General features: G+C 33.8%; 20 protein-coding genes and 4 pseudogenes. 19 read left to right on the top strand and 5 right to left on the bottom strand.

The features are described 5' to 3' along the window. The first annotated feature begins 32 nt into the window (after nt 1–32). The 6 genes and pseudogenes from ACZ1HD_RS12890 to ACZ1HD_RS12865 all read left to right on the top strand — a co-directional run bounded on the left by ACZ1HD_RS12890 (nt 33) and on the right by ACZ1HD_RS12865 (nt 4,483). Entirely contained in the window at nt 33–626 is a 594-nt protein-coding gene (locus tag ACZ1HD_RS12890) for a glycoside hydrolase family 113 (RefSeq protein WP_472687657.1), read from the top strand. Beyond that, a complete protein-coding gene (locus tag ACZ1HD_RS12885; RefSeq protein ID WP_472689359.1) occupies nt 581–1,012 on the top strand; it encodes a glycoside hydrolase family 113 in 432 nt (143 codons plus the stop codon). Before ACZ1HD_RS12890 ends, ACZ1HD_RS12885 begins: the two co-directional genes overlap by 46 nt. Next, a complete protein-coding gene (locus ACZ1HD_RS12880) occupies nt 1,002–2,411 on the top strand; it encodes a hypothetical protein (RefSeq protein ID WP_472687656.1) in 1,410 nt (469 codons plus the stop codon). Before ACZ1HD_RS12885 ends, ACZ1HD_RS12880 begins: the two co-directional genes overlap by 11 nt. Nucleotides 2,412–2,454: 43 nt before the next feature. After that, nucleotides 2,455–3,093, top strand: a complete 639-nt coding sequence (locus ACZ1HD_RS12875) for a POTRA domain-containing protein (protein WP_472687655.1) — start codon at nt 2,455–2,457, stop codon at nt 3,091–3,093. After that, nucleotides 3,054–3,581 carry a hypothetical protein gene (locus ACZ1HD_RS12870; protein ID WP_472687654.1) on the top strand — a complete coding sequence of 176 codons (528 nt, stop codon included), beginning with the start codon at nt 3,054–3,056 and terminating at the stop codon, nt 3,579–3,581. The genes ACZ1HD_RS12875 and ACZ1HD_RS12870 overlap by 40 nt, the downstream gene beginning before the upstream one ends. A gap of 177 nt (nt 3,582–3,758) precedes the next feature. Next, nucleotides 3,759–4,483: pseudogene (locus ACZ1HD_RS12865) on the top strand (metallophosphoesterase family protein). A 98-nt stretch (nt 4,484–4,581) separates the two neighbouring features. On the opposite strand, the gene ACZ1HD_RS12860 reads toward ACZ1HD_RS12865, so the two are convergent. From ACZ1HD_RS12860 to ACZ1HD_RS12845, 4 genes and pseudogenes are all read right to left on the bottom strand, one after another. Continuing rightward, nucleotides 4,582–4,998, bottom strand: a complete 417-nt coding sequence (locus ACZ1HD_RS12860; protein ID WP_472689358.1) for a biotin/lipoyl-containing protein — start codon at nt 4,996–4,998, stop codon at nt 4,582–4,584. 3 nt (nt 4,999–5,001) lie between these two features. Then, nucleotides 5,002–6,053: pseudogene (locus tag ACZ1HD_RS12855) on the bottom strand (pyruvate carboxylase); the annotation flags it as partial. Continuing rightward, a complete protein-coding gene (locus tag ACZ1HD_RS12850; protein ID WP_472689357.1) occupies nt 5,974–7,095 on the bottom strand; it encodes a hypothetical protein in 1,122 nt (373 codons plus the stop codon). The gene ACZ1HD_RS12850 and the pseudogene ACZ1HD_RS12855, both read right to left, overlap by 80 nt. Before the next feature lie 30 nt (nt 7,096–7,125). Then, a pseudogene (locus ACZ1HD_RS12845) lies at nt 7,126–8,035 on the bottom strand (ATP-binding protein); the annotation flags it as partial. A 195-nt stretch (nt 8,036–8,230) separates the two neighbouring features. Here ACZ1HD_RS12845 and ACZ1HD_RS12840 point away from each other — a divergent pair. Continuing rightward, nucleotides 8,231–8,536, top strand: a complete 306-nt coding sequence (locus tag ACZ1HD_RS12840) for a hypothetical protein (RefSeq protein WP_472687653.1) — start codon at nt 8,231–8,233, stop codon at nt 8,534–8,536. Between the two features lie 1,038 nt (nt 8,537–9,574). Here ACZ1HD_RS12840 and ACZ1HD_RS12835 read toward each other — a convergent pair. Further along, entirely contained in the window at nt 9,575–10,462 is an 888-nt protein-coding gene (locus ACZ1HD_RS12835) for a sterol desaturase family protein (RefSeq protein WP_472687652.1), read from the bottom strand. 696 nt (nt 10,463–11,158) lie between these two features. On the opposite strand from ACZ1HD_RS12835, the gene ACZ1HD_RS12830 reads away from it, so the two are divergent. The 12 genes and pseudogenes from ACZ1HD_RS12830 (at nt 11,159) to ACZ1HD_RS12775 (ending at nt 19,819) form a co-directional block, all read left to right on the top strand. After that, nucleotides 11,159–11,542, top strand: coding sequence for an HU family DNA-binding protein (locus ACZ1HD_RS12830; RefSeq protein ID WP_472687651.1), 384 nt, complete (start codon nt 11,159–11,161; stop codon nt 11,540–11,542). A 497-nt stretch (nt 11,543–12,039) separates the two neighbouring features. Then, entirely contained in the window at nt 12,040–12,840 is an 801-nt protein-coding gene (locus tag ACZ1HD_RS12825) for an N-6 DNA methylase (protein WP_472687650.1), read from the top strand. Further along, nucleotides 12,795–13,076 carry an N-6 DNA methylase gene (locus ACZ1HD_RS12820; protein WP_472687649.1) on the top strand — a complete coding sequence of 94 codons (282 nt, stop codon included), beginning with the start codon at nt 12,795–12,797 and terminating at the stop codon, nt 13,074–13,076. The genes ACZ1HD_RS12825 and ACZ1HD_RS12820 overlap by 46 nt, the downstream gene beginning before the upstream one ends. Continuing rightward, nucleotides 13,070–13,603 (top strand): N-6 DNA methylase, encoded by a 534-nt coding sequence (locus ACZ1HD_RS12815; RefSeq protein WP_472687648.1) that lies wholly within the window; start codon nt 13,070–13,072, stop codon nt 13,601–13,603. Before ACZ1HD_RS12820 ends, ACZ1HD_RS12815 begins: the two co-directional genes overlap by 7 nt. Then, complete coding sequence (locus ACZ1HD_RS12810; RefSeq protein WP_472687647.1) at nt 13,600–13,818, top strand: hypothetical protein; 219 nt, start codon at nt 13,600–13,602, stop codon at nt 13,816–13,818. Before ACZ1HD_RS12815 ends, ACZ1HD_RS12810 begins: the two co-directional genes overlap by 4 nt. An 8-nt stretch (nt 13,819–13,826) precedes the next feature. After that, a pseudogene (locus tag ACZ1HD_RS12805) lies at nt 13,827–14,123 on the top strand (restriction endonuclease subunit S); the annotation flags it as partial. Between the two features lie 125 nt (nt 14,124–14,248). Next, nucleotides 14,249–14,776, top strand: a complete 528-nt coding sequence (locus ACZ1HD_RS12800) for a restriction endonuclease subunit S (RefSeq protein WP_472687646.1) — start codon at nt 14,249–14,251, stop codon at nt 14,774–14,776. A 10-nt stretch (nt 14,777–14,786) separates the two neighbouring features. Continuing rightward, nucleotides 14,787–15,782 (top strand): DUF262 domain-containing protein, encoded by a 996-nt coding sequence (locus tag ACZ1HD_RS12795; protein WP_472687645.1) that lies wholly within the window; start codon nt 14,787–14,789, stop codon nt 15,780–15,782. Nucleotides 15,783–15,787: 5 nt separating this feature from the next. Next, nucleotides 15,788–16,699 carry a hypothetical protein gene (locus ACZ1HD_RS12790; RefSeq protein ID WP_472687644.1) on the top strand — a complete coding sequence of 304 codons (912 nt, stop codon included), beginning with the start codon at nt 15,788–15,790 and terminating at the stop codon, nt 16,697–16,699. Next, entirely contained in the window at nt 16,692–16,892 is a 201-nt protein-coding gene (locus ACZ1HD_RS12785) for a type I restriction endonuclease (protein ID WP_472687643.1), read from the top strand. Before ACZ1HD_RS12790 ends, ACZ1HD_RS12785 begins: the two co-directional genes overlap by 8 nt. A 46-nt stretch (nt 16,893–16,938) precedes the next feature. Next, nucleotides 16,939–17,064 carry a hypothetical protein gene (locus ACZ1HD_RS12780; protein ID WP_472687642.1) on the top strand — a complete coding sequence of 42 codons (126 nt, stop codon included), beginning with the start codon at nt 16,939–16,941 and terminating at the stop codon, nt 17,062–17,064. Further along, nucleotides 17,039–19,819: a type I restriction endonuclease subunit R gene (locus tag ACZ1HD_RS12775; RefSeq protein WP_472687641.1), complete on the top strand. Its 2,781-nt coding sequence runs from the start codon at nt 17,039–17,041 to the stop codon at nt 19,817–19,819. Before ACZ1HD_RS12780 ends, ACZ1HD_RS12775 begins: the two co-directional genes overlap by 26 nt. Nucleotides 19,820–19,845 lie beyond the last annotated feature (26 nt).

Raw genomic sequence — 19,845 nt, 5'->3', positions numbered from 1 at the left:
TATGGAGATTTATGAAAACAAAAAAACTCCTATTGCTCTTAGTAATTCTTTTAAACTTCTCTTGCAAAAGTCAGTCTAAAAAAATAAACGGAGTAAGCTTTGTAGCATCAAGAGATACTATTAGCACACAACACATTACACCAGTTTTAAAGGCACAAAGCAATTATGTTGCATTGATGCCTTTTGGCTTTATAAAGAATTTGGCAACACCAACAATTACGCATAACACCAAAAGGCAATGGTTTGGCGAAACAGAAAATGGTTTGTTGCAATACGCAAAACGTTTTCAAAAAGAAAATGTGCGCATTATGGTAAAACCACACATTTGGGTGTGGCGAGGAGAATTTACTGGTAACATAAAAATGGATTCTGAAGAAAATTGGCAAGTTCTAGAAGATTCTTACACAGCTTTTATTTTAACCTACGCAAAAGCGGCAGCATCTTTAAATGCAGAAATTTTTTGTATTGGTACAGAGTTAGAGCAATTTGTTGTGAATAGGCCTGCATTTTGGCAGCAACTTATTCAGAAAATAAGAGCAGTTTACAAGGGCAAATTAACCTATGCTGCCAATTGGGATGAATACTCGCGAGTACCTTTCCGAAAGAAATCGATTATATTGGTATAGATGCCTATTTTCCTGTAAGCGATTTAAAATCGCCCACAGTGGCAGACTATGAAGCGGGTTGGCAACCGCACAAACAAGCAATTCTAAAACTTCAAAAATCTGTAAAGAAACCTGTTTTGTTTACAGAGTTTGGGTATAGAAGTGTAGACTTTAATGGTAAAGAACCTTGGGATTCTAATAGAATAGAAGGTTCGGTAAATTTACAAGCGCAAGCCAATGCATTGCAAGCAATTCACAATCAATTTTGGCAAGAAGAATGGTTTGCTGGTGGTTTTATATGGAAATGGTTTCATAGACACGCTAACGTTGGTGGCGAAAAAAACAATAGATTTACACCGCAAAATAAACCAGCAGAAGAATTAATTAGAAAATTATATGGTCTTTAAAAAAATAGCATTTCTTTTTTTATGTTTGGCAATTGTTTCTTGTTCAGAAGATACAGACATTACCATACCAAGAACTTTACAAGAATACATTGCAACAAAAGCAAATGTTACCGAAAAAACAGTAGTTGCTTGTGCTGCAAGTGCAGTATCTAGCACAAATACCACCTATATTTTTTATTATCCAGAAGAAGGGGCAACAGATATTCGTTATTACGAATTAACAACGCCAGATGCAGACAAAGATAATTTCGAAAATTACAGAAGAGAAAGTTTAGTTAGTGAAGCTGTTTTTGGTGGTAAATTAGGGCGTTTTACACGTTCTAGCGACATAGAATCTTGGTGTTTGGTTACTTATATAAAAGAAAATGAACTAAGAATTTCTGAACCTATAAAAATTAACAATCAAACTAAAGCTACAGAATATTCTAATGATGTTCAAATAGGATACAAATCTACCGTAGAACCTAATTTTACATGGAATGATGGTACAATCGATGAGAATGTTATTTATTTTGAAGTAATTTCTGATGAAGAAAATGAGTTTATTTCCGGTACATATACCACAGAAAAGTTTTTTCAGTATTATGATGAAAGCAATGTTTTAGCATCGCCAAAGTTAAATGAAGCTGCACCAAAAGATTTGGTAGAAGATGAAATTTATAATTTTACCATGATGGGTGTAAGCGAAGATAATTGGGTTAACCTTATTATAGAAGATCAATTTATACCGCAAAACCTATCAGAATACATTGCAAAGAATTCCGATAAAACAACGCAAGAAGATGCAATTGCATTTGCAGGTTCTGCAAACGGTAATGCGGCGCAAACCAATATTTATTTTTATCCGTTAACTGGTGCATACGATTATCGTTATTATGAAACCGCAGATACTACTGTAGATCCTTTAGATTTTAGCAATTATACAAGAAGAAACTTTACAAGTGCAGCACAGTTTGGTGGTAAGTTTAGACGTTTTACAAATGAGGTTACTACAAATGTGTATTGTTTGGTTACTTATCTTTTAGACGATACATTGTATATTTCTAAACCTATAAAAACAAAAAACGCAACCAAGCAAACCCAATGGTCTACTGCTGTTGATATTGCATACCCAAACACATTAGAACCTGTTTTTACTTGGCAAGATGGTACGTTTACAGATACAGACAAATACTTTGAAGTACTTACGTTAAATGACGATACTTTTGTAACAGGTACTTATACAAAAGACAAGCAGTTTGCGTATTATAACGAATCGAATATTATAGTTGCAGATAATATTCATACAAGTACACCGCCCGCTTTGGTGTTAGACGATTCTTATAAATTGTACATTTATGGTTTAGATACAGATAATTGGCTTAACTTAGTTATTCAAAATACATTTATAGCTCAATAGCGTGATTCAAAAGAGTTTCTTGTTCTTATTTTTTAGTTTTTGCATGCAAGTAACATCTGCGCAAAAAACAACAATTGTTTCTTTAGAAATAGTAGGGCAAGATAAAATTAAAACAAGCTATTTAAAAAAGATAATAACCACGAAACAAGGCGAAGTATTAGATTCTGTAAAACTGAATCAAGACATCACATTTTTAAAAAGATTGCCTGCTGTAAGTCATGCTTATTTTACAGTAACTCGGTTGCCCAATTTTAAAAGCCATGTAAAAATTGGCATAGAAGAGAATTTTACACTTTTACCAAGTTTAAATTTACGGACAACCACCAACAAACAATTTGCTTACAAACTTGGTTTGTACGAGTATAATTTTTTAGGAAACAACACTACTTTTGGTGGCTTTTATCAAAATAATGGTTTTCATTCTTATGGTTTTACCTATCGCGCACCCAATTTGTTTTCTAAAAAATGGGGATTGGCAATCAGTTTTAAAGACTGGAAAAGTGAAGAGCCGTTGTATTTTGGTGAAAAAACAGCCAATTACTTGTACAACAATACTTCGGTAGAGTTGTTAGGTTTGTATCAACTGAATTTAAAGCATCGCATCGATTTCGGAATCAGCTTTTTTCAGAGATATATAAATACTTGTCCGGTGAAACAGCAGCCGGTGTGCCATTGGCGTTAGATTTAGATAAAAAACTGTTAAAACTGGTATATCAATACAATGGTTTAGATTACTACTACCAATACGTTAGTGGTTTTAAAAGTGTCTTATACACGCAATATGTTACTACGCAAAACGATTTTCAAAATGATTTTTTAATTGCTTGGAACGACTTTTTCTATTACAAAAGAATTGGTGCTAAAGGCAATTGGGCAAATAAATTACGTTTGGGTATTGCTTCTAATGAGAATTCACCTTTTGCACCCTTTGCTTTAGATAACAATGTAAATATAAGAGGTGTTGGTATTTTGGTAGATAGAGGTACTGGTGTTGCGGTTTTAAATTCTGAATATAGACATACCGTTTACGATAAAAAGTGGCTGGCAATTCAAACCAATGTTTTTACGGATGCAGGTACTTGGCGAGAACCAGGCGGACAATTAAGCGACCTTTTTAAACAAGAAAAATTAAGAGTATTCTCTCGGAATCGGACTGCGTTTTATCAGTAAAAAAATATACAATGCTACTTTTAGAATCGATTATGGTTTTAAAGTCTACGATACCGTAAATACTACAAAAGGAGGGTTGGTTTTTGGTTTAGGGCAGTATTTTTAACCTTAATTTAAAGCAAATACTTAAAAAGTTAGCTAGAATCGTTTAGTTTTGTTTATTAAACAACACAACAAATGAGCACTTTTGCAATTGGAGACATTCACGGCGGTTTAAAAGCCCTAGTACAAGTATTAAATAAACTAGAAGTTACCGAAGAAGACACACTTATTTTTATGGGAGATTATGTAGATGGCTGGAGCGAGTCTGCACAAGTAGTTTCTTTTTTAATCGAGTTGTCAAAAAAATCAACTGTATTTTTATCAAAGGAAATCATGATGTTTGGTGCGAAGAATGGCTAAAAGATGAAAGTGTAAATCCTACTTGGTACATGCATGGTGGTAAAGAAACCATTGATAGTTATGATGGTTTTACTGCAGCAGAAAAAAGTGAGCACTTAACATTTTTCGAAAACCTATCATTGTACCATTTAGACGACGCAAATAGATTGTTTTTACATGCCGGTTTTACATCAATGCACGGTGTTGTTAAAGAAATGTTTCCTGGTAATTTCTACTTTGATAGAACTTTGTGGGAAATGGCTTTGGCAATGGATGTTACCATCGATAAAAACAACCCAACGTATCCGAAGCGATTGCAACATTATGCAGAAATTTATATAGGACATACACCAACAACTAATTTCGGAATACCGACACCAATGAACAGAGCCAATGTATGGAATGTTGATACAGGTGCTGCTTTTAAAGGAAAGGTATGTGCAATGAATATTGATACAAAAACGTATTATCAAAGTGATAATTTACCAGGTTTGTATCCTGATGAAAAAGGAAGAAATTAAACACGAGCTACCAAATAAATACTGATTTACGTATAAATTAAAAAGCCCGCTATTGCATAAAAACAATAACGGACTTCTAACGTGAACTATTAAAAAAATTAACTTTCTAGTTTTAAGACCAAGTCTTCAGAATTTACAAGTGTGCCTTCTTTTAAAATAATGGCATCTACAGTAGCATCTTCGTTGGCTGTAATGGTGGTTTCCATTTTCATGGCTTCGATGATAAATAAAGGCTGATTCTTAGCAACTTTATCACCTTTCTTCACCAAGATTGTAGATAATAAACCCTGTAATGGTGCACCAATTTCGTGTGCATTATCTTTAGCTGCTTTTATATTTTGTACAGTTTCTACTTTTACAGAGGTATCTTTTATTTGCACAGATCTTCCTTGTCCGTTTACCTTAAAGTAAACAGTTACCAACCCCTCTTCATTGGCTTTACCAATAGAATCTAGGGTAATTAATAAGGTTTTTCCTTTGTCTAACTCAACTATAATTTCCTCGCCAACTTCCATTCCGTAAAAAAAGTTTTTAGTTGGTAGGTTAATCAAACTGTCGTACTTTAAATGCTTATTGTAAGCATCTGTAAATACCTTTGGATACAATTTATACGATAAGAAATCTGTAAAATCAATCGGTCTACTTAAATCGTTTTCAAATATCTTTTTAAAGTCTTTGTACTCTTCCTCAATATCTAAAGCAGGTATATGTGCATTTGGTCTATCTGTATAAGGTTGTTCGTCTTTTAAGATAAGTTTCTGTAAATCTTTTGGGAATCCGCCAACGGGTTGCCCTAAATCACCTTTAAAAATTGAACTACAGATTGCGGAAAAGAAATGGTATGTCCGCGTTCTAACACATCTTGCACCGTTAAGTTGTTACTAACTAAGTACTGTGCCATGTCACCCACAACCTTAGAGCTTGGTGTAACTTTTACAATATCGCCAAAAAGTAAGTTTACATCTGCATACATTTTGGTAATTTCATGAAAACGATCTTCCAAACCAAGTGCTTGCGCCTGTGGTTTTAAGTTCGAATATTGGCCACCCGGAATTTCGTGTTTAAAAACTTCACTAGAACCCGCTTTTAAGCCGGACTCAAAAGGGTAGTAGTAATCTCTTACTGTTTCCCAGTAATTAGAATATTCGTTTAAAGATTGATTGTTTAAATTGCTTGCTCTGTCGTTAAATTTCATCATTTCTACCACAGAGTTAAAGTTGGGTTGCGATGTTAAACCAGACAAACCACCTAAAGCAACATCAACAACATCTACACCAGCTTCTATTGCCTTTAAATAGGTAGCAGCTTGTATAGAAGAGGTATCGTGCGTATGCAAATGAATCGGAATATTTACGGTTTGCTTTAAAGCACTTACCAATTCGAAAGCAGCATAAGGTTTTAACAAACCAGCCATGTCTTTAATTGCCAAAATATGCGCACCCGCATTTTCAATATCTTTTGCTAAAGTGGTGTAATATTTTAAATTGTATTTAGTGTTTTCTGGATTTAAAATATCGCCAGTATAGCAAATAGAACCCTCTGCCAAACCATTGGTTCTCGGTTCTAACATGTTCTATACAAGGTGCAATCGATTGCATCCAGTTTAAAGAATCAAAAATTCGAAACAAATCGACACCATGTTCCCAAGATTGCTCTACAAACTTGGCAATTAAATTATCTGGATACGCTGTGTAACCTACACCATTAGACCCACGAATTAGCATTTGCAACAATACATTTGGCATTGCTTTTCGTAACAATTGCAAACGTTCCCAAGGGTTTTCTTGTAAAAAACGCATGCAAACATCAAAAGTAGCGCCACCCCAAACTTCCATACTAAAAATGTTGGGGTTGTTTTTAGCATATCCTTCTGCAACCTTTAGCATATCAAAAGTTCGCATTCTTGTTGCCAGCAAACTTTGGTGTGCATCTCTCATGGTAGTATCAGTAAAATGAATTTGCTTTTCATTTTTTAACCATTGCGCAAATGCATCAGGGCCTAATGCAGTTAGTTTGTCTTTTGTACCTTCAGGATACGCCGCATTGGTATCAAATTTAGGTACAACAGGTTTTATAAATTTCTTTGTAGGATCTAATTTTTTAACATCCGCATTTCCGTTTACAATCACATCACCCAAATAGGTAACCAGTTTGGTAGCTCTATTTCTAGGCGCTTTAAACACAAATAAATCGGGTGTTTCTTTGATAAAATTAACAGTAACATCTCCTTTTCTAAAAGTTTCGTGTTTTAAGATATTGTCTAGAAAAGGCATGTTGGTTTTAACACCTCGAATACGAAACTCTGCCATGGCTCTGCGTACTTTTCTACACGCGCCATCTAAAGTTCTACTATTTGCAGTAACTTTTACAAGCATCGAATCGAAAAAAGGCGAAATAATAGCCCCTTGATACACACTACCAGCATCCAATCGAATTCCGAAACCAGACGCACTTCTATACGTGGTAATTTCACCATAATCAGGTTTAAAATCGTTCTGCGGATCTTCTGTAGTAATTCTACATTGCAGCGCATAACCATTTATTTTAATAGCCTCTTGACTCGGTATTTTAATTTGTTGGTCGGTTAATTTATAACCACCCGCAATAAACAATTGAGTTTTTACCAAATCGATATTGGTAACAACCTCTGTAACCGTATGTTCTACTTGTATTCTTGGGTTTACTTCTATAAAATAAATAGCACCATCATCATCAACTAAAAACTCTACTGTACCAATATTGTTATAATTTACAGCTTTACAAATGGTAATTGCGTAGTTGTATAAAGCATCTTTTGTTTCTTGCTTTAAATTGTAAGAAGGTGCAAATTCAATTACCTTTTGGTAACGACGTTGTACAGAACAATCGCGCTCAAACAAATGCACTGTATTGCCATAATTATCGGCAACAATTTGTATTTCTATATGTTTTGGGTTGGCAACAAACTTTTCTAAAAAACGGTATCGTCTCCAAAAGCATTTAGTGCCTCTCGTTTACTTTCGTTAAAGGCTTTTTTTAATTCGGCAGCCTCTCTAATAACACGCATACCTCTACCGCCACCACCGAAGCTGCTTTTAGCATTACAGGATAACCAATTTTAGAAGCTTCTTCTAAAGCTGTTTCGATACTGTCTAAAGGATTTTCGTTACTTTTAATAACGGGTATGTTGTTGGCAACTGCCACTTCTTTGGCTGTAATTTTATCGCCTAAAGATTGAAGAACTGTAACTTTAGGACCTACAAAAATAAGACCATTGTCTTCACATTGTTGCGCTAAATCTGCATTTTCAGACAAGAAACCGTAACCTGGGTGTATGGCATCTGCACCACTTTTTAAAGCGATTCTTATAATTTCTTTGATATCTAAATAGGGCTTTAATGGGGCATTGTCTTCACCTATTTGATACGATTCGTCTGCTTTGTACCTGTGTAACGAATAGCGATCTTCGAATGTGTAAACTCCAACGGTTTTTACATTTACCTCTGTACAGGCTCTAAAAATTCGAATGGCAATTTCACCGCGATTGGCAACAAGTACTTTTTTAATCTTCATTTTTTGGATATTGTTTTTAGTTTTTAGTAAAAATTTCTTGCTAAAGATACTAAGCGAAATCGATGTAGTTGGCTTTTTTTTGATTTTTTTTAAGATTTTCTTAACATTTAACGGTTTTATTACTGATGTATGAATTTAAACGGGTGCTTTTTATATAATGATGATTTTTTGAATGTGTGGGGTTTGGGGTGTGGGTTGAGAGGGAAGAGTAGAGAAGTAAGAGATAAGAAACAAGAGGCAAGAAGCAAGAAACAAGAGTCAAGAGGAGAGAATAGAGAGTCAAGAAAAATGAGTCAAGAGGTAAGAGGAGGAAGTTATGATAACATACAGTTACGACCTATTTTAAATTTCGTAAGAATTCAAATTGTAAGTAACGGCAAGCATCCAAAGAGGACAGAGCGTAAAGTAAATGTCCAGTGGACATTTATAGCGAATGGGCCAGCTTGCGCTATGGCGTCCGGATGCGATAGTGGATTACAAAGTAGAATTCAAGAAAATTAAAAGTATGTCTAGATTTTTGGTTCTTTTCATCAATGGAAAAGAATAAGGGCAGAAAGAAAAATGAAACAAGAGATGAGAAACAAGAAAAGAGAATAGAGAGTCAAGAAATCAGAAACAAGAGTCAAGAGGAGAGAATCATGATAACATACAGTAACGACCTATTTTAAATTTCGTAAGAATTCAAATTGTAAGTAACGGCAAGCATCCAAATAACGCAGTGGTCTCGGATGCGATAGTGGATTACAAAGTAGAATTCAAGAAAATTAAAAGTACGTCTAGATTTTTGGTTCTTTTCATCAATGGAAAAGAATAAGGGCAAAAGAAAAATGAGTCAAGAGGCATGAAACAAGAGATGAGAAACAAGAGATGAGAAACAAGAAACAAGAAATAAGAGACAAGAGGTAAGAGGAGGAAGTTATGATAACATACAGTTGCGACCTATTTTAAATTTCGTAAGAATTCAAATTGTAAGTAACGGCAAGCATCCAAATAACGCAGTGGTCTCGGATGCGATAGTGGATTACAAAGTAGAGTTCAAGAAAATTAAAAGTACGTCTAGATTTTTGGTTCTTTTCATCAATGGAAAAGAATAAGGGCAGAAAGAAAAATGAGTCAAGAAATATGAGGCAAGAAATAAGAAGCAAGAAGCTAGAAGAAAGATAATAGAAGTGAGGCAAGAGAATCATGATAACATACAGTTACGACCTATTTTAAATTTCGTAAGAATTCAAATTGTAAGTAACGGCAAGCATCCAAATAACGCAGTGGATCCGGATGCGATAGTGGATTACAAAGTAGAATTCAAGAAAATTAAAAGTATGTCTAGATTTTTGGTTCTTTTCATCAATGGAAAAGAATAAGTATTAAAGAAAAATGAGTCAAGAGATAAGAGACAAGAAACAAGAGTATGTGTCACACCGAGTGAATTTTACGATTGAAATGAGTAAAATTAGTATCGAGATGATTTTTGAAGAAGATTAAAAGAGTTCTCGATATAATTTTTTGTACCTCAAAATCACTCGAACTCACAAAAACCAATTAATCCCTTTTTCCAAAAGGATACAACTCTTGTTTTACAAAACCCTTCGGAAATTGCTCATCACCTTCAAAACCAATTTCGATATCTCTACCGGAATATGGTATATAATTCGTTTTAAAAAGATAATCCCAAATACTTAGGGTAATTCCGAAATTAACGCCTTGTTTGCGTTCTTCCGGCAATACTTTTGCATGATGCCAAATGTGCATTTTTGGGTTGTTTAAAATATACTTTAACCAACCATAATCCCAATTGATGTTGGCATGGTTTAAGTGCCCAATGGTAATATTAAAAAAATGGACAACTGCTACATCTTGTGCGGTAAAGCCGCCAATAATGGCTAACGGAATGTACTTTAAAGAATTGTACACTACGGGTTCCATCCAATGGTAACGCAAATGCGCTGCAAAACCCATTTCTTTTACCGAGTGGTGTACTTTATGAAAGTTCCATAAAAACTCATAAGAATGCAATAATCTGTGTGTGCACCATTGCACAAAATCAATTACAATAAAAAAGATAAAAATACGGAGTGCAAACGGCAAAGTGTTGAGTTCTAATAGCTGAAAATTGGCAATAGACAAGCCTACAACGCCTAAGATATCATTAAAAACTTCGGCTGCCGCATTTGATAAAGCAATCAATACCAGTAAGTTTAACAAAAAGAAATTGAAAAACATGTAAAAGGTATCTAGCCAAAAATCTTTACGAAACAACGACTGATTTTTACGCCAAGGAAAAATGGCTTCTAATCCCCAAACAACTAAAGAGATTAAAATCAATCCGTAGAAATAATTCTCCCAATTCAGTTCTAGCAAAACAGATTGTTTTACATAGTTCCAATAATCGGAATACGAATTTTTTACAATGTCTATGTACTTGTTCATGTGTTTAAAAAGTGCATTTTTGTATAATAAATGTCTGTTTAGGTCGGTAAAACTTACATAAAATAAGACTTTATACTTTGTATGATTGTTTTTACAAAAATAAATGAATTATCTCTTATAAGAGTACGTAATAATTACCTAAAACGTAATAAATTATAATTTGTGAATAAATGTAAGGGATTTGTGAATAAGTTATGATGTATTTTTAAAGCAAATAGATGTAATTTTACAAAGCGTAAAGTTATAATATTTGTTTTTTATGATTTTACTTAAGTAGGTTGATTAAGTAGCTTAAAAGCGAAATTTTAATTGATGTAAATTGTAAAACAAAAAGTATAATTAAAAGTAAAAAAAGCCTTAAAGATGGTGCTTTAAGACCTTTTTTTAAAACGGTAACACTATTAGAAGTGTGTAGTTTCATCTTGAGACCATAAAATTACAATTCTTCTAAAAGCTTACCAAATTTATTTTTATAAATTAAAGCAGACACCATGCTGCAAATGGTAAACACATGACTTAATTTTTTAGTAAAAACTCCTGTAAGTATTTGGTTTACTTATAGTTTAACTGCATTAAAACGTTTGTGGTTGGGCATGCGAATGCAGAGTTTTAAAAGCGTACTCAAAGAGGAATCGCCTTGCAAGTGCCTCTAAAATCAAAGGTTGTAAGAAGAATTGTAATTTTAAATTTAATATTATGTCTATAATTTATAAGACTTTAGCGAGGAAAAATCCTCAGGACTTAACAGCAACGCCTAAATATTACGCGGCTGTAACACCAAACGGAAGTGTAGACTTCGAATCTTTAGCAGAAATGATTTCTGAACAATGTACGGTAACAGATACCGATTGTTTGGCAGTCTTAAATGTGTTAGAAAAAAACATTATTAGAGAGTTAAAAGAAGGGCGCATTGTACGTTTGGGTAAACTAGGTAATTTTCAAGTAGGTTTAAGTTCAGAAGGTTTTGTAACCGAAGAAGAAGTAACAGCAGAAGCGGTTACCAAAGCACGAATTTTATTTAGACCCGCTAAGAAAATGCGAGATTTATTGGCAAATCTAAAGTACCGAAAAGCGAGTTAAATTGTAAGTAACTTTATTTTCAAAATCCCAGTAACTTCGGTTATTGGGATTTTTTTGCCCAATTTTAAGGTTCACTGCATCCGTATGCAACTTTTATTGCGTCTTGATGCAGTAGAAATTACATCCTGATGCGGTAAAATTTGGGTTTAGAGGTGGTTGTAAAGCTTTACTAATGTGCTTTGTTATATAAAAATGGTGCTTGTTTTAAGGCTAAATCGTTTAAAAATTGCTTGATAAAGTGGTTTTTAAGGGCGTTTTTACAAGTAGATTTGGTAAATAAAGAATAAGATTAATAATACTTTTAACGATTTTTTACTTTCAAATAAAAAAAGAATACTACATTTATGCAATCAAGATTCTTTTAAATTGCTAAAAAGAAAATAGTTGCTTAAAAACCAATGTATACCTATGTATTGTAGGTACATAGCAGGTTTATATTAAAATTATAGCCTTTTTACTTCTAAAAGAATTTAAAAACCAACAAGAACTAACCATTCATGGCAAAAACTAAAAATACCTTTGAGCAAGACTTGTTCAAAGCAGCAGATAAACTCCGCAAAAATATAGACGCAGCAGAGTACAAACACGTTGTACTAGGGCTTATCTTTTTAAAATACATCTCAGAATCTTTTGATGAGTTGTACCAAAAATTAGTAGCAGACGAATACTCAGATGCAGAAGACCGAGACGAATACATTGCAGAAAACACCTTCTTTGTACCAAAATTAGCACGTTGGAGCCACATACACGCACAAGCCAAATTGCCAACTATTGGGCAAACCATAGATGAAGCTATGGAAGCGGTAGAAAAAGAAAACAAAGAATTAAAAAATGTACTGCCACAAGTATATGGTAAGGCAAACCTAGATAAAAAGGCTTTAGGTGAATTGATAGATTTAATATCGAACACCGAGCTACAAGCCGAAAACGAAAACTCCAAAGACCTTTTTGGGCGTGTGTACGAGTACTTTTTAGGTGAATTTGCCAATGCCGAAGGTAAAAAAGGAGGGCAATTCTACACACCAAAAGCCATTGTAAAACTCATGGTAGAAATGATAGAACCCTATAAAGGACGTATTTACGATCCTGCATCGGGTTCCGGTGGTATGTTTATCATGTCAGAAAAATTTGTAACGGCACATTCGGGTAACATTAAAGACATTACAGTATACGGACAAGAAAGCAACCAAACCACCTGGAAACTCTCTCGTATGAACCTTGCCATACGTAACATTAATAGCAAGTTTGTGTCTTGGAACACCGAAGGCTCATTTTTAAAAGACGCACACCCGATTTAAAAGCCGATTTTGTAATTGCCAATCCACCATTTAACCAAAAAGAATGGGGAATAGATATTTTACAAGACGATGCACGCTGGCAATATGGTACACCACCAAACGGGAATGCCAATTTTGGTTGGATGCAACACATGTTGTATCATTTATCGCCACGTGGTGTTTTGGCAACCGTTTTAGCCAATGGCTCATTAAGTTCTAATACTTCGGCGAAGGCGAAATACGTAAAAACTTGGTAGAAGCAGGCTTGGTAGAATGTATCGTCGCCTTACCAAAGCAACTGTTTTACAATACAGGCATACCAGCTTGTATTTGGTATTTACGCAGAGGTAGAACAAACACAGAAGAAGTGTTATTTATAGATGCCTCAGAAATGGGCTTTATGAAATCTAGAGTACATAGAGATTTCACCGAAGAAGACATCAACAAAATAACAGACACCTACCACAATTGGCGCAACGTCATTGCGAGGACGCAGGACGAAGCAATCTCTCAATCAGAAACGTCATTGCGAGGCACGAAGCAATCTGCCTATAAAGACATAAAAGGCTATTGCAAAAGCGCAACTCTAGAAGCCATACGCAAACACAACCACGTACTCACACCAGGACGCTACGTTGGTATCCCAGACGAAGAAGACGATGGTATCCCATTTGAGGATAAAATGGCAGACCTAAGCGCAACCCTAAAACAGCAAATGCAACAAGAGGAAGCCCTAAACCAAGAGATTAAAACACAACTGGCTAATATTGGGTTTAAACTATGAGTAGTGTAAAAGAAAAGTTGCTTGATGGTTGGGTGGAAACTACTTTAGGAGAAATATATAACGTAAGTTCTGGATTATCTAAATCTAAGGATTCTTTTGGATATGGAGAAACGTTTATAAGTTTTAAGGATGTTTTTTACAATTGGTTTTTGCCAACAGAACCAGAAGGTTTAGTTAATTCTTCTGAAAAAGACCGAATACTTGTTCTGTTTTAAAAGGGGATATATTAATAACAAGAACAAGTGAAACTTCCGAAGAAATTGGTATGTCTTCTGTAGCATTAAAAGATTATCCCAAATCAACATTTAATGGCTTTTGTAAAAGATTAAGAATTAAAGAAAATGCACCTATTGAAATTTCGCCATCTTTTATTGGTTATTTATTTAGGTCAAGGAATTTTAGAAAAACAGTTGCTCAATATTCAACGATGACGACAAGAGCAAGTTTAAATGGAGATTCTATTAAGAGAATGTCTTTTCAATTTCCATCAATCCAAGAACAAAAAGCCATAGCCAAAGTCCTCACAGCTTTTGATGCTAAAATAGAAAACCTACAAGCCCAAAACAAAACCCTAGAGCAAATAGCACAAACCATTTTTAAGGAGTGGTTTGGTAAATACCAAATTGGTGATGCGTTGCCTGAGGGTTGGCGTGTTGGGAAGTATCAAGATTTAGTAAGTCTATCCTCAGGAAAAGGAGTAAAAAAAGCGATTACAAAGAAAGTGGAAAATATAAAATCTTTGGAGCAAATGGTACTATTGGATATTACGACAAATATTTAATTAATGAGCCAGTTATTCTTACTGGTAGAGTTGGAACTCTAGGAAGTGTTTTTATTTTTAATGAGCCAATTTGGATTTCAGATAACGTTCTGATATCAAAAGTAAAAAATACAGATTCATTTTATTTTTCTTTTTTCACACTAAAGAGCTTTAATTTTAAATCATTAAATACAGGAAGTACTCAACCACTAATAACGCAAACCGATTTGAAAACAATTCCTGTAATTATTCCTGATAATTATATTTTATCAAGATTTGATTCATTAGCAACTTTTTTGTTCAAAAAAATAGATATTAATAATAAACAAATCCAAACCCTAACCAAAACCAGAGACACCTTGTTACCAAAGTTAATGAGTGGAGCTATTAGAGTACATGGGTTTAAAAAGTAAAAAAGATAGTATGGAAGACATTAAAAAATCGCAAATATTAACCATACAAGACATTTTTAATAATGGTTTTAATATGTTTTCTATTCCAGATTATCAAAGAGCCTATTCTTGGGGAACATCGCAACGTAAAGATTTAATTGCAGATATAGAAAACGTATTAGAAAAACAAGATTACATTCATTACACAGGCACTATAGTAGCTACAGAACAAGAGAAAGAAGGTGATTATCAAAATTTTAATGTCGTAGATGGGCAACAACGTTTAACCAGTATTGTTATTTTATTAGCTACGTTAAAAAATAACATTGCAATATCTAAAGAAGATAAAACACTTATTACTAATACCTTTTTATTTAAAGGTAGAGAAACAGGAAACACTAAAAGGTTATTTGTTTTAAATGGAGAGCTAGACGAGTACTTTTTTAGAAAGTTAGACGAACCTAATTATGTTTCAGAAGAGAATGCTACCAAAGCACATATAAATTTAGATAATGCTTTTACAGAGTTTAAAGTATGGTTAGATGCTAAATCTTCAGAAGAAGTTAATGCTATTTTAAATGTAGTAAAATCTAAACTAGGCTTTTTGTTTTATATACCAAACACTAGTAAAGAAGCTGGTTTGATGTTTGAAGTTATAAACAACAGAGGAAAAGAACTTAGTGAATTAGAAAAAATAAAAAACTACCTAATTTATTTTGCCGAAAAAGCAGAAATAAAAGATTTGTATACAGCTGTAAACGATTATTGGCCTAAGGTAATGTTTCATTTAAACGCTTGTAACCAAACATCTAATCAAGAAGAAAATAATTTTCTTAGAAATACATGGATTGTTTTTCAACAAACCAATAAAAGTGAGAGCTACCATGTCTATAAAAATTTAAAAGCATATTATCCACCAGTACATACTTCTAATTGGAAAAGGTTAATAGAATATGTTAAGTTTTTAGCCAATGCAGCAGAAACATACAATAAACTATTCACCGAAGTTTTATTAATGATGCAATAGAAAAATTGGTTTTAAAACAATTAGCATTTCAAAACTCAATAGCTTCAGTATTACCATTAATTTTAGCCATTTCATTTAAAGTTAAAGAAACTAATAAAAGGGTAAGCCTATACCAAGCAGTCGAAAAATTAAACTTTAGGTATTATGGCTGTGGAGTATCCAATAGAGCAGATACTGGTAATGGTCATTTGTTTTGGTTAGCGCATCACATATTTAATCATGATTCCAATCCGGATTGGATTTTATCTGACATTTTAAATTTTGTAAACACACGTTGTAATACTGAAACATTTATTAAACATCTTACGTTAGATAAAGATGAATCTGGAGATTACTACCATTGGGGTAGTTTAAAATATTTTTTAGCAAATTATGAAGTTTATTTGGCTGAAAATCATAATGGTATAGATGATTTTACACGTTATTTATTAAAACAAGATCGTAATAATAAAAATGCGAATTTTGAAAAAGAACATATTCTAGCAAGAGAAGAAAACTCTGTTATTGGCTTAGATGAAAACGGAGTGCCTGATGTAAATAAAAGACGTTTGGCAAACTTTGTGCTTCTTACACCAAGTCTTAATAAATCTGTTCAAAAAGATGTTATTTACTTAAAGCTAAAAAGTTATAACGAAAGTGCTTCTAAATTTTCTGTACATAGGTCTTTAGGTGAATTAACTAATTTATATGGTATAGATTTATTAACCCAAGAGGCAGTTGGTTACACCAAAGAAAATATTGTTAAGTTTTTTGATGCGAGAGAACAATCTTTAATTGAGTTTGCATTAAAAAGATGGGGGATTTCAGACAAAGAGAAGACACTAAAATTTGAAATAAATTCTTTAGTAGAAAATACAGAGAAAATATACAAAATCGAATCCGCAGAAGTTATTGAAAAAGCTATAGAACATGAGTAAACTTTCCGAAGACAATATAGAACAAGCGTTTATAGACCAATTAATAGGACAAGGTTACACCTATCATTACGGACCAGACATTGCACCTTATAGCGACAATCCACAACGCGAAAGTTTTAGTTCTGTATTGTTAGAGCAACAATTAAAAAAGGCATTACAACATTTAAATCCGAGACGTTCGAGAATCTGCTAGAGTAGAAGCTTACCAAAAAATTGTAAATCTTGGTACAGAGGATATTATGGAAAACAATGAACGTTTCCATACGTTGCTAACTAATGGTGTTACAGTAGAGTATTATAAAGAAGGCAGAACCAAAGGTATTAATGTGCAATTGCTAGATGTTGTACATCCGAGAAAACAATAGTTTTTGGGTAGTCAATCAATTAGTAGTCAAAGAAAATAACAACGAAAAACGTTTTGATGTGGTTATTTACATCAATGGTTTACCGCTTGTTTTTATAGAATTGAAGAATGCCACAGACGAGAAAGCAACATTGCTAAAAGCGCACAGGCAAATAAAAAATTACAAAACCGCAGTACCAAGCATATTTTATTACAATAGTATTTGTGTAATAAGTGATGGTATAGAAGCAGGAACATCTAGTGTATCGGCACCATTTTCGCGTTTTCTATCTTGGAAAGCACCAATAAAAAAAGAAAACGACCCAAGAACTGAACTTCAGATTCTTACAGAATACATGCTTAATAAAAAAACACTAGTAGAATTAATACGCTACTGTACGGTTTTTGAGCAAGAAGAAAAGAAAGATGATAAAACAGGTTTAATATTTCAAGTAAAAATAAAAAAAGTAGCAGCGTATCATCAATATTACGCAGTACAAAAAGCAGTTAAACAAACAGTAAGAGCAACAGATAGTAAAACAGGAGATAGAAAAGTAGGTGTGGTTTGGCATACACAAGGTTACGGTAAGTCTTTATCTATGGTGTTTTACTCAGGACAAATTGTAACGCATCCACAAATGGAAAATCCTACTATTGTGGTACTAACCGATAGAAATGATTTAGACGACCAACTATTTGGTACGTTTGGTAACTGTAAAGAGTTGTTACGTCAAACACCAGTACAAGCCAATAGTAGAAATCATATAAAAGAATTATTAAACGTGTCCGGTGGAGGCGTAATATTTACCACCATTCAAAAATTCTCACCAGAAGAAGGTAATGTGTTTGATACCTTATCTGAAAGAACAAACGTCGTCGTCGTTGCAGACGAAGCACACAGAAGTCAATACGGATTTAAGGCACGTGTGGTGGAGATAGAGGATGGTTCGGAAATCCGATATGGAAATGCCAAGTATTTACGTGATGCCTTGCCAAATGCATCGTATATAGGTTTTACAGGTACTCCTATTGAAAAAGAAGACAAATCGACACCTGCTGTTTTTGGAGAATACATAGATGTGTACGACATTAAACAAGCAGTAGATGATGGCGCAACTGTACCCATAAGTTATGAGTCGCGTTTAGTAAAAATTAAACTCAACGAAGAGGTTACCAAATCTATAGACGCACAAATAGATGACATAGAAGGTGCAACCGAAGAACAAATAGAAAAAGCCAAAACCAAAAGTGCAGCAATAGAAAAAATAGTCGGTAAAGACGATAGACTAAAAGATATAGCAACAGACTTAGTATCGCATTTTGAAGCTAGACAAAAAGTATTTGAAGGCAAAGCGATGATTGTGAGTATGAGTCGTAAAATATGTGCTAAACTCTATAATGAGATTATAGCTTTACGTCCAGATTGGCATCATGAGGATTTAGACAAAGGTGCTATAAAAGTCATCATGACGAGTACCAGTGATGATGAAGCCATTTTACAACCACATCATACTACAAAGTCGCAACGTAAAATATTAGCTACACGTATAAAAGACCCAAACGACCCATTACAAATGGTAATTGTGAGAGACATGTGGCTTACAGGTTTTGATGCTCCAAATTTACACACCATGTATATTGATAAGAAGATGCAAGGTGCTAATTTAATGCAAGCCATAGCGCGTGTTAATCGTGTATACAAAGACAAACCAGGAGGCTTAATCGTAGATTATATTGGTATTGGTCAAGATTTACGAAACGCCATGGCGACCTATTTACAAAGTGGAGGCGAAGGCACACCAATTGTAGATATTAAAGAAGCTATTGCTGGTATGTTAGAGAAGTTTGAAGTGGTAGAACAACAATTTAATGGTTTCGATTTTAAAGCTTATTTTAAAGCAGAAACTAACATAAAACTACAAGTATTATTAGGTGCGCAAAACTTCATCTTACAAAGTGAAGACCTTAAAAATAGATTTATAAAAGAAGTTACTATTTTGTCTAAGTTGTTTGCGATGTCTATTCCTAGTCCGCAAGCAGATAAGATAAAAGATGAGGTCGCCTTTTTTCAAGCAGTAAAAGCACGTATCAATAAATTTACAGGCAATTCTACAAAATCAGACTACGAAGTAGAAACAGCTATTAAGCAAATTGTAGATGATGCGCTATCTAGTGAAGGTGTAATAGATGTGTTTGAAGCAGCAGGTATTAAAGCACCATCAGTTGGTATTTTATCTGATGAGTTTTTGTTAGAAGTAAAAAACATGCAACAAAAGAATGTAGCTTTCGAGTTGCTTAAAAAGTTGTTAGCAGATGAGGTTCGCGTGCGTAAAACAAAAAACATTGCACAAGGAAAGCGTTTCTCGGAAATGTTAGAATCTGTAGTAAAACGTTATCATAACAATCAAATAGATTCAGCACAAGTATTAGCAGAGTTATCGCAAATAGCAAAAGACATGCGATTAGAAGATTCTAAATCGGAAGAATTGGGCTTGTCTCGAGAAGAATATGCTTTTTATAGTGTGTTGTCTCAAAATAAATCTACCAGTTTTTTAGAAGATGATAAAATGAAAGAATTGATTCATACTATTGTAGACGTAGTAAGAAACAATGCGACGGTAGACTGGAGCAAGCGCGATGATGTTAGAGCAAAATTAAGATTAACCGTAAAGAAAATATTAATGCGATATGGCTACCCACCTGATGTTGCAAAAATGGAAGCAGATAAAGTATTGGCACAAAGTGAGAACTTAGCAGCATTTTTTGCGAAAGGATAAAGAGTAAATAACAAAAAGAAAAACGA

The organism is Polaribacter sp. HA6-7 (assembly GCF_055693625.1).
Note: the sequence above shows the minus strand (reverse complement) of the source record. Positions and strands in the feature narration are given on the sequence as shown.